General features: G+C 72.1%; 12 protein-coding genes. 5 read left to right on the top strand and 7 right to left on the bottom strand.

All coding sequences use genetic code 11. The features are described from left to right. Nucleotides 1–196 precede the first annotated feature (196 nt). Complete coding sequence (locus tag P2P98_RS04695) at nt 197–559, bottom strand: DUF2200 domain-containing protein (protein WP_275797664.1); 363 nt, start codon at nt 557–559, stop codon at nt 197–199. A 128-nt stretch (nt 560–687) separates the two neighbouring features. Beyond that, complete coding sequence (locus P2P98_RS04690; protein WP_275797662.1) at nt 688–1239, bottom strand: helix-turn-helix domain-containing protein; 552 nt, start codon at nt 1237–1239, stop codon at nt 688–690. A gap of 65 nt (nt 1240–1304) precedes the next feature. Between P2P98_RS04690 and P2P98_RS04685 the strand changes: the two genes are divergently transcribed. The 5 genes from P2P98_RS04685 (at nt 1305) to dapC (ending at nt 4309) form a co-directional block, all read left to right on the top strand. Then, a complete protein-coding gene (locus tag P2P98_RS04685; protein WP_275797660.1) occupies nt 1305–2033 on the top strand; it encodes an AzlC family ABC transporter permease in 729 nt (242 codons plus the stop codon). Continuing rightward, nucleotides 2030–2344 (top strand): AzlD domain-containing protein, encoded by a 315-nt coding sequence (locus tag P2P98_RS04680; RefSeq protein ID WP_275797658.1) that lies wholly within the window; start codon nt 2030–2032, stop codon nt 2342–2344. The genes P2P98_RS04685 and P2P98_RS04680 overlap by 4 nt, the downstream gene beginning before the upstream one ends. A gap of 47 nt (nt 2345–2391) precedes the next feature. Continuing rightward, entirely contained in the window at nt 2392–2814 is a 423-nt protein-coding gene (locus P2P98_RS04675; protein WP_275797656.1) for a histidinol dehydrogenase, read from the top strand. Nucleotides 2815–2881: 67 nt separating this feature from the next. After that, nucleotides 2882–3202, top strand: coding sequence for a ferredoxin (gene fdxA, locus P2P98_RS04670; protein WP_013586172.1), 321 nt, complete (start codon nt 2882–2884; stop codon nt 3200–3202). 3 nt (nt 3203–3205) lie between these two features. Next, nucleotides 3206–4309, top strand: a complete 1104-nt coding sequence (dapC, locus tag P2P98_RS04665; RefSeq protein ID WP_275797652.1) for a succinyldiaminopimelate transaminase — start codon at nt 3206–3208, stop codon at nt 4307–4309. 1 nt (nt 4310) lies between these two features. On the opposite strand, the gene P2P98_RS04660 is transcribed toward dapC, so the two are convergent. The 5 genes from P2P98_RS04660 to P2P98_RS04640 all read right to left on the bottom strand — a co-directional run. Further along, complete coding sequence (locus P2P98_RS04660) at nt 4311–6065, bottom strand: ABC transporter ATP-binding protein (protein WP_275797650.1); 1755 nt, start codon at nt 6063–6065, stop codon at nt 4311–4313. Then, on the bottom strand, nt 6062–7621 hold the full coding sequence (locus P2P98_RS04655; RefSeq protein ID WP_275797666.1) for an ABC transporter ATP-binding protein: 1560 nt from the start codon (nt 7619–7621) through the stop codon (nt 6062–6064). The genes P2P98_RS04660 and P2P98_RS04655 overlap by 4 nt, the downstream gene beginning before the upstream one ends. 2 nt (nt 7622–7623) lie before the next feature. After that, nucleotides 7624–8427, bottom strand: a complete 804-nt coding sequence (locus P2P98_RS04650; protein WP_275797648.1) for an ABC transporter ATP-binding protein — start codon at nt 8425–8427, stop codon at nt 7624–7626. Continuing rightward, nucleotides 8424–9452 (bottom strand): iron chelate uptake ABC transporter family permease subunit, encoded by a 1029-nt coding sequence (locus tag P2P98_RS04645; RefSeq protein WP_275797646.1) that lies wholly within the window; start codon nt 9450–9452, stop codon nt 8424–8426. The genes P2P98_RS04650 and P2P98_RS04645 overlap by 4 nt, the downstream gene beginning before the upstream one ends. Continuing rightward, on the bottom strand, nt 9449–10446 hold a 998-nt coding region (locus P2P98_RS04640), incomplete at its 5' end, for an iron chelate uptake ABC transporter family permease subunit (RefSeq protein WP_275797644.1). The genes P2P98_RS04640 and P2P98_RS04645, both read right to left, overlap by 4 nt.

Here is a 10446-nt window from a genome sequence, read left to right as displayed (position 1 = left end):
CTGTTTCGCCGCGCAGGTGGCTGAGCCTGTCGAAGCCACCGGACCCTTCGACGGGCTCAGGGTCCTCCCGCGCGCGGCGATGAGGGCGGCCGGGTCCTTCGACGGGCTCAGGGTCCTCCCGCGCGCGGCGATGAGGGCGGCCGGGTCCTTCGACGGGCTCAGGGTCCTCCGTCGTGAGCGGTGGGGCGAGACCCCCTCAGGCGGCGGGAGTGGGTGCCTGTTCCCGGAGCACCTTCGCGAGGGGGCGCCCCTTCGCGAGCTCGTCGACGAGCTTGTCGAGGAGGCGGATGCGGTACATCAACGGGTCGTCGATCTGCTCGACGCGGATGCCGCAGACGACCCCCGTGACCTGATCCGCCCGCGGGTTGAGCGTCGCCTCGCCGAAGAATTCGCGGAGAGTCGTGGTGCCTTCGGCGTGCCGGGTGACCGCGGCCTCGTCGAATCCGGTGAGCCAGCGGATCACGGCATCCAGTTCGTCCTTCGTCCGCCCCTTGCGCTCGACCTTCGTCACGTACAGCGGGTAGACGGAGGAGAAGGTCATGTCGAAGACGCGGGACATGCCCCGAACACTACGCCGCGCGGCGCGGCGGCGCGATGGGCACCCGATGACGTCCGTCGAATGCTGACCGTGAGGCCGTTCGGGCGTGCATTCGGCGCAAGTCAGCGAGGACGTCGGGGGACCCCGGGTCAGTGCGACTCGACCACGCAGACCGCGCTCATCCCGGGGGTCAGTGCCTCGAACACGTGCGGGGCGTCGCCGGGATACGAGAGGTAGTCGCCGGGGGACAGCTCGTACGGGTCGTCGGCGGGACCGACGCGCCCGCGGCCGGTGACCATCACGAGATGCTCGACCGTGCCCCGCGGGTGCGGCTCTGAGACACGCGGGGTCCCGGGTTCGGCGCTCAACAGGTAGATGTCGCGGCGCGCGTGCGGTGGACTCGCCGACAGGAGAACGGCGAGATACTCGGATGCCGCCGAGGGCACGGCCGTGGCCGCTTCTCCGGCGCGGATCAGCGTGGGGGAGCGGACGCCCTCGTCGACGAGGACCGCGAAGGGGACCTCGAGCGCCGAAGCCAGGGCCCACAGCGTCTCGACGCTGGGATTGCCGCCGCCGTTCTCGAGCTGGGAGACGGTGGCTTTCGCGACGCCTGCGCGGCGCGCGAGCTCCGAGACGCTGAGGTCGCGACGCTCGCGTTCGCGCCGCAGGCTCGCCGCGATGCGGTCGCCGAGATCACTCATGTGTTCATTATGCTCGCCGATCGTTCGACTTGACGAACGAACGAGCATCGTTCAGCATGATGTCCATGCGTTCGTTATCGCGAACACCCGAGGGTGTCGCCGCCCGACAGGGCCTCGCCGTCGCCCTGGCGACCAGCGCGTACGGCATCTCTTTCGGGGCGCTGGCCGTGGCATCCGGGCTCGATGTCTGGCAGACGTGCGTGCTGAGCCTCCTGATGTTCACCGGCGGCTCGCAGTTCGCCTTCGTCGGCGTGATAGCGGCCGGGGGACTCGCCGCCGCCCCCGCCGCGATCGCTTCGGCGGCCCTCCTCGGCGTGCGCAACGCGGCCTACGCGATGCGCATGGCCCCGATCGTCGCCGGCGGGTTCTGGCGCAAGGCCGCCGCGACGCCCTTCACGATCGACGAGTCGGTCGCGGTCGGGCTCGCGCAGGACGAGCCTCGGGCGCGGCAGGCGGGCTTCTGGGTGACCGGCGTGGCGATCTGGGTCGGCTGGAACCTGTCGACGCTCCTGGGGGCGCTGCTCGGCGACGTGCTGGGCGACCCCCGCGCGTACGGGCTCGATGCGGCTGCTGCCGCCGCCTTCCTCGCCCTCCTGTGGCCCCGACTTCGCGGTCGTCAGCCGCTCGCGGTCGCGGCGGGGGCCGCCGTCGTCGCGGCGCTGCTGACCCCGGCGCTGATGCCGGGCATCCCGGTGATCGCCGCCGCCGGGGTCGCCGTGGTCGTGGGGCTCTTCGATCCGCGCCCGCCCGCACCCGAACCCGTCGACGTCGCCGAGCAGAAGGGCATGCCATGACCCTGTGGACCGCCGTGCTCCTGGCATCCGTCCTCTGCCTCGCGCTGAAGGCGGTGGGCTATCTCCTTCCCGCCCGGTGGCTCGAGGCCCCGCGGCCGGCGCGGATCGCCGACCTGCTCACGGTGGCGTTGCTCTCGGCGCTCGTGATGGTCCAGACGCTCGGCGCGGGTGCCGCGATCGTCGTCGACGCGCGGGTGCCGGCGGTCGGGGTGGCGGCGCTGCTGCTGTGGGCGCGCGCACCGTTCCTGGTCGTGGTGGCAGCCGCCGCGCTCACCGCTGCCCTCCTGCGCCTGTGGGGGTGGGCGGCCTGATGCCGGTTCTCCGCTGCCGCATAGCGACCCGCGCCTAGACTGACCCGATGAGCTCTGGCATCCTGCGCGTCGTCGGCTGGGTCGTTGCGCTGCTCATCGGCGCCTTCTACGGCGCGGCGGGCACGATCGGCCAGGCCTTCCGTCTCGGGCCGGTGCCGCTCGGACTGCTTCTCGCGACGATCGGCAGCGCCGCGCTACTGGTCGCGCTGCGCACGCTGACGGGCGACCGCGTCAACGCCCTCGCGGGCGGGCTCGGCATCTCGCTCGCGACCTACGTCTTCTCTCAGCCCGGCCCCGGTGGATCGGCGATCGTGGCCGCCCCCAGCCCCGGGATGGAGTGGATCCCGGTGGTGTGGACGATCGTCGGCCCCGCGCTGATGGTCTTCGTGGCGTTCTGGCCGTCGTTCTCGCATCTGCCGCAAGGGACGAGCGCGAACGCCGAGGCGGACGCCCCCGCACACGTCCGCTGACGCCGGGGATCATACGCCCGACGGCGCGCGGCGAAGCCCTTCCGGTGAGCGCGATTAGACTGGTCCCGTGACTTACGTGATCGCCCTCCCGTGTGTCGATGTCAAAGACCGCGCCTGCATCGACGAGTGTCCGGTCGACTGCATCTACGAAGGCGAGCGGTCGCTCTACATCCACCCCGACGAATGCGTCGACTGCGGTGCGTGCGAACCGGTGTGCCCGGTCGAGGCGATCTACTACGAAGACGACCTGCCCGAAGAGTGGTCCGACTACTACAAGGCGAACGTCGAGTTCTTCGACGACATCGGCTCGCCCGGCGGTGCCGCCAAGGTCGGCGTGATCGCCAAGGACCACCCCGTCATCACCGCTCTTCCCCCGCAGAGCCACTGACCCGTGGGCGTCGCCGACCTCGCCGACTACCCCTGGGACGCCGTCGCCCCCTACGCGGAGCGCGCGAGGCGTCACCCCGCCGGCATCGTCGACCTGTCGATCGGCTCGCCCGTCGACCCGACGCCCGCCGTGGTCGCCGAGGCTCTCGCCGACGCGACCGACGCGCACGCGTATCCCCAGACCGCAGGAACGCCCGCTTTGCGTGAGGCGATCGCCGACTGGTACGCCCGTCGACGCGGCGTTCCGGGCCTGACAGCCGCGAACGTCCTGCCCACCGTCGGCTCGAAAGAGCTCGTCGCGTTGCTCCCTCTGCTCCTGGGCCTCGGCCCCGGCGACGTCGTGGTGCACCCGCGCGCGGCGTACCCGACCTACGAGGTGGGTGCCCGTCTCGTGGGCGCCGAGGCGGTGGCATCCGATGATCCGGCCGACTGGCCCGCGAACACGAGGCTCGTCTGGGTCAACTCGCCGGGAAACCCCGACGGCCGCGTCCTGTCGGTGGCCGAGATGACGGATGCCGTGTCCCGGGCGCGAGAGCTCGGAGCCGTTCTGGCGTCGGACGAGTGCTACGCCGAACTCGGGTGGGACGCTCCCTGGGACGTCGAGCGCGTGCCGAGCGTGCTCGATCCCGCCGTGGTCGGCGACGACCTCACCGACGTGCTGTCGGTGTACTCGCTGAGCAAGCAGTCGAACCTCGCCGGGTACCGCGCGGCGTTCCTGGCCGGTGACGCCGCGCTCGTCGCGCGACTGCTCACCGGACGCAAGCACCTCGGCCTCATGCCTCCCGCTCCCGTGCAGCGCGCGATGACCGTGGCTCTCGGCGACGACGCGCACGTCGCGGAGCAACGCGAACGGTACGCCCGTCGTCGGGCCGTGCTGAAGCCCGCGGTCGAGGCGGCCGGCTTCACCGTCGACCGCAGCGAGGCCGGTCTGTACCTGTGGGCCACCGAGGGGCGCGACGCGTGGGAGAGCGTGGGGCGGCTCGCCGACCTCGGCATCCTCGTCGGCCCGGGGCACTTCTACGGCACGCACTTCCCGAACCACGTCCGGTTCTCGCTGACCGCGACCGATGAGCGGATCGCCGCGGCGGCAGAGCGGCTCGCGCCCTGATTCAGCGCGAACGACTCCACGCGTCCCACAGGCGCGCGTAGGCCCCGCCCGCGGTGCGGAGGTCGTCGTGAGTGCCCTCCTCGCGCACACGACCCGCGTCGAGCAGGACGACACGGTTCGAGGCCGCGGCCTGGCTGAGCCGATGCGCGACGACCAGAGCGGTCCGGCCCTCGATCGCCGCCAGGGCCGCGTCCTCGAGCCGTCCGGCCTCGGCGGAGCCGGCCTCGGCCGTGGCCTCGTCGAGCACGACGAACGCGGGGTCGGCGAGCAGCACGCGCGCCAGCGCGAGATGCTGGGCCTCGGAGGGCGAGAGGGGAGTGCCCGATGCCCCGACCGGTTCATCGAGGCCGCGGGTCAGGCGCGCGGCGATGCTCTCGCCGCCCACGCGCCGCAAGGCGGCACGCACCTCGTCGTCGGTCGCCTGCGGGGCCGCGAGGGTGAGATTGTCGCGGAGGTCGGCGTCGAAGACATGTACCTCCTGCGTGACGAGGGCGACGGATCGCGGTCGGTCGACCTGGCCGACGAGGGGATCGTGAACGCCGGCCGCGATCGCGGCGAGCGTGGATTTCCCCGCACCCGACGCTCCGACCACCGCCACGCTCTCGCCTGCCGCGATCCGCAGTGACACGTCGTTCAGCACGGCGTGATTGGCCTCGTACGCGTGAGTGATGCCGCGCAGGTCGACGTCGCGCGGTTCGATGTCGCGTGGTTCGATGTCGCGCGGCTCGACCGCGTTGTGCTCGCGCGACGGTTCGCCCGCGGCATCCCGAGGCGCCGCCGTACGGATGACGCCGACGATGCGAGAGAGCGACGCCAGGGCCGACTGCAGGTCGTCGACGACGAAGAGCAGCTCGTTGATCGGCCCGAACAGGCGGAGGAACAGCAGCATGGCGGCGGTGGTCCCACCCACACTGCCGTGCCCGTTCGCGACGAGGATGAACCCCACGACGAGCAGACCCGCCATGCCGAGGAACTCCGCCGCGTTCAGCCGGGCGAAGAACAGGTTCTGGATTCCGCGTGCGCGCATGCTCCACCGCACGACGGCCCACGACGCGGTCGAGATACGGTCCAGGTGCGAGGGGGCCGTGCGGTAGGCGCGGACGGTCTCCAGCCCGCGCAGCGTGTCGAGGAGATGCTGTGCGCGCTCGGCCATCGCGGCGCGCTCCGCCGCGTAGACGCCGGGGGCGTGACGCAGATAGCGACGCACCGCGAACACGTGCAGGGGCGTGATGGCCACCAACGCCACCGCGTACCAGGGATCGATGACCGCCATGCCGACGACGGTGACGGCGATCGTGAACGCGGCACCGACGAGGGCCGGGACGACGCGGGGGATGGCATCCGACACCTGGGCGACATCGTCGCCGGCACGGGCGATCAGATCGCCGGTGCCGGCGCGCTCGACGCGAGCCGGAGGCAGGTGCAGGGCGGTGTCGACCATCCGCTCACGGAGGTCGGCGAGAGCGGTCTCGAACAGCTGCGAGGCCGAGACCATACCGACGGCGGTGAGCACGGCCCCGGTCACGACCGCGCCGGCCATCACGGCGGCGAGCGTCCACGCGAGCGGCGGTGCGTCCTCGCCCGCGCCGATCGCGTCCACGACGACCCCGAGGGCGAGCGGGCCCACCACTCCCGACGCCGCAGCCGCGAGCACGACCACGATGAGCGACGGCAGACGCCACCATCCACGCGGAAGGGACCTCCGGAGTTCGTGCGCGACCTCCCGGGCCGACGCGAGCGGGAGGGCGACACTCATTCGTCCGCTCCCTCGGGCATGCGGATCACGCGATCCGCGATGGCGGCGAAGGCCGGTGCGCGTGTGATGACGACGGTGCGCCGATGACGCCGCATCTCGCGGACCCGCTCGGCGATTCGCGCTTCGGTGACGGCGTCGACGGCGGTGGTCGGATCGTGCAGCACCAGCAGTTCGGGGTCATGCGCGAGAGCGCGCGCGAGGGCGACCCGTTGACGCTGACCGCCCGAGAGCGCGCTGCCGTTCTCGCCGACGCGGCTGTCGAGTCCGGCGGGAAGCGCGGTGGCGAGTTCGTCGCACACGGCGGCGTGAAGGGCCGCTGACAGGGCTGTGGCATCATCCGGCGGGGTGACGTTGTCGGCGACCGTCCCGGTGAACAGGTGCGCAGCGTGCGGAGCATGGAGGGCTTCGGGATGCCGTGCCCGCAGGGCCGCGGTCACCTCGGCGGCCCGGTCGCCGCCGCACGCGACGACCACGAACTCTCCGGGCCGGATCTCCGGCGCCCGCTGTGCCGCCGGGCTCGGCGGCGCGACGACCGCGACAGGTTCGGCGTCGCGGAGGACATCGAGCACCCGCGCCGCAGAGGCCGTCGCCGACGCCCACCACGCTCCGGTGTACAGCGCGAGCGCGCGCAGCGGCTCGAGGAGGAACTGCGCGAGTCCCACGACCGCGATGAACTCGCCGAGGCCGAGGCTTCCCGACAGCGTGAGCAGCGCCGCGGCGACCGCGACGGCGGTGAGGAACAGTCCCGTGACGACGCTCATGGCCCCGCCGAAGACCCCCTCGGCACGTCGGGCGCGCATGGTATCGGTGAGGGCGTCACGGCTGGCGCGACGGTAGCGGCGGCTCGCCTCGGCTTCGGCGCCGATGCCGCGGATCACGCGGTATCCGCTCATGAGGTCGGCGGCCCGACCCGCCGCAGCGGCCGCGGCTTCCTGCTCCTCACCGCTGCGGTCGCGCAGTCGTCGGCCCGCGCGCTCCGTGACCCACAGCAGGATCGGCGCGCCGAGCAGGACGGCGAGGCCCAGCGGCCACGAGACGGTGACGAGCACGGCTCCGCCGAAGAGTACCGCGGCGAGCTGGCCCACGGGGTAGACGCCGATCTCCACGGCCTCCGCGAGCCTGTTGGCGTCGGACGTGGCGATCGAGAGGGCGACACCCGGCTGCTCCGACGGACGCCCCGGTCGTGGTGGTCGCCCGAGAAGGTGGGTCGCGACGGTGATGCGGAGACGGTGTTGGACGGCCAGCATGCCCAGTTCCGCGAGACGCGATCCGAAACGCCAGGAGAAGGACAGCAGGACGAAGTCGGCCGCGAGCACACCGAGCCACAGCAGGAGCTGAGCGGGATCGCCGGTCGTGACCGCGCGTTCGATCGCGAGCCCCATGACGATGGGGACGAGGGCTTCGCCCACCTGGTGGGTGATCGAGAGCACGGCGGCCGGAACGGTGTAGCGCGGCGCGGCGCCCATCGCCCGCAGCGCCAGCGAGCGCGGGGTCGTTCGATCGGTGACCGACAGATCTCGGGTGCGAACGGGGTCGGCGGGAGCCTGGAGCAGCATCTTCACGGACGGACCGCCCGGTCTCGACCGAGGGCCGAGACCGCGGGCGTCCCCGAGACGGGGTCGGGGGTCACCACGCAGCGCAGACCGAAGACGTCCTCGACCATCTCGGCCGTCACGATGTCGGCCGGGGCGCCTTCGGCGACGATCCGCCCATCTTTCACGGCGATGAGGTGGCTCCCGTATCGCGCCGCCTGGTTCAGGTCGTGCAGTACCGCCACGAGCGTGCGGCCCTGCTCGTTCAGGTCGGTGAGCAGCTCCATGAGCTCGATCTGGTGGGCGATGTCGAGGAAGGTCGTGGGTTCGTCGAGCAGCAGGATCGGCGTCTGCTGCGCCAGCGCCATGGCGATCCAGACCCGTTGGCGCTGGCCGCCCGACAGCTCCGCGACGAGACGTCCCGACAGATCCGCCGTGCCGGTGGCATCCAGAGCTTGCCGCACCGCCGCCTCGTCGTCGACGGACCACTGCCGCAGAAACCCCTGGTGGGGGTACCGTCCGCGGGCAACCAGGTCGATGACCGTAATGCCGTCGGGAGCGAGAGACGTCTGCGGAAGCAGGCCCACGGCGCGCGCGAGCTCTTTGGGTTGGTATTCCCCCAACGGACGTTCGTCGAGCCGCACCTCGCCCGATACGGGTGAGAGGAGGCGGGCGAGAGCGCGCAACAGCGTCGACTTGCCGCTCGCGTTGGCGCCCACGATAACGGTGAAGGAGCCGTCGGGAATGGCGACCGACAGCTTTTCCGAGATGATGCGGCGGTCGTAGCCGATGGTCAGATCATGAGCGGCGAGGCGGACGGGAGCGGTCATGCGCGTCTCCGGGTTTCGTGGATGAGGAGCCAGACGAGGTAGAGGCCGCCGACGACGACGGTGACCAGGCCCACGGGAAGCGGCGTGGGCAGCGTGTGCTGAGCGACGATGTCGGATGCCAGGAGCACGACCGCCCCGACGAGCGCCGACGGCGCGAGGGCGATGCCGGCCGTCCGGGCCAGCCGCCGTGCGATCTGCGGTGCGGCGAGGGCGACGAAAGCGATGGGGCCGGCGGCCGCGGTGACCACCGCGGTCAGGGCGACGGCGCAGACGACCAGACCGAGCCGGGACCTCTCGACGCGGATGCCGAGCGCCCGCGCCGCATCGTCGCCGAGTTCGAGGCGCGAAAGGGCACCGGTGAAGACGGCGAGGGCAGCGAGGGAGACCGCGATCACCGCGGCGGCGGGGAGGAACTGCCCCCATCCGACCGGCGACAGCGAGCCCGCGCCCCACACGGCGGCGACCATCGCCACTTCGATCTTGGCTCGCAGCACGAGGTAGGTGCTGAGTGCTTGGAGCATCGCCGAGACACCGATTCCGACGACGATCAGACGGAAGCCCTGGATGCCGCGCCGGTAGGCGAGCGCGTACACCAGTGCCGCGGCGGCGAGGCCTCCCACGATCGCCCCCGCGGAGACGGGACCGCTGCCCGCCGCCGCGCCGAAGAGAATGATCGCGCTCAACCCGCCGGCGTAGGAGCCGGCCGACAGCCCGATGACGTCGGGGCTGGCGAGCGGGTTCCTCGTGAGCGACTGGAAGACCGCTCCCGACACGCCCAGAGCGGCGCCGAAGACGAGAGCGGCGAGCACGCGCGGAAGCCGCCACTCGCGGACGACGGTCGCCGTGAAGCCGTGGTCAGCGCCGAGAAGGGCGCCCCCGACCTGGGTAGGGGTGAGGGGCAGGTCGCCGAGACAGAGGGCGAGGACCGCGAGGATCGCCGCGACCACGGCGACGACGACCCCCGTCGTGAGCGTGCGCACGCGGAAGCGCAGCGACACCGGTCCCCGGCGGATGACGAGGCTCACAGGCTGCTCGCTCTCGCCCGGCGCACCAGCGCGATGAGCACGGGTGCTCCCACGAAGGCGGTGACGATCCCCACCGGCACTTCGCTCGGCCACAGGACCACTCGACCGATCACATCGGACACCAGGAGCACCGTCGGTGCGATCACCATCGTGTACGGAAGGATCCACCTCTGGTCCGGCCCGACGATCCATCTCGCGACGTGCGGGGCCATGAGGCCGACGAAGGCGATGGGACCGGCGATCGCGGTCGCCGATCCCGCGAGGACGGTGATGGCCGCGATCGAGAGCACACGGGTGCGCGCGATTCTCGTGCCGAGGGAGGAGGCGAGTTCGTCGCCGAGACCGAGAGAGTTGAGCGACCGCGCGCAGGCGAGGGCCACGACGACGCCGCAACCCACGAAAGGGAGGACGGGGAGGATGACGTCCCACCCGCGTTCCACGAACGAACCCGCGTTCCACCCCCGCAGGCGCGCGAAGGTGACCGGGTCGAGGAGCATCATCGCGCTCGTGACGCCCATGAGCACGGCTCCGACGGCGACCCCGGCCAGGGTCAACCGCACGGGATCGGGCCCGCCGCGTCCCGCTCCGCCGATCGCATAGACGGCGATGGTGACCATGAGGGCGCCGCCGAACGCCCAGGGGAGGAACTGCACGGCGGTCACAGCGCCCAGGACGACGCCGATCGCGACGAAGAGGGCGGCGCCGGCATCCACTCCCAGGATGCCGGGATCGCCGAGCGGATTCCGGGTGAATGCCTGGATCAGCGCGCCGGCGAGTCCGAGGGCGACCCCGGCGACAACCGCGGCGATCGTGCGGGGGACGCGCAGGTCACGCACGATCTGATCGGTGACCGCTCCGTCGGGGGTGGCCAGGGCATGCCAGATCTCGGCGGGGGAGAGGGCGTTCGAGCCGATCGCGACGCTGAGGCCCGCCGCCACGGCGAGGGCGATCACGGCGACGACGAGACCTGCGGCGCGGCGACGAGGGGAGGCGG

This window comes from Microbacterium sp. Kw_RZR3, assembly GCF_029222405.1.
Classification (GTDB): Bacteria; Actinomycetota; Actinomycetes; order Actinomycetales; family Microbacteriaceae; genus Microbacterium.
Note: the sequence above shows the minus strand (reverse complement) of the source record. Positions and strands in the feature narration are given on the sequence as shown.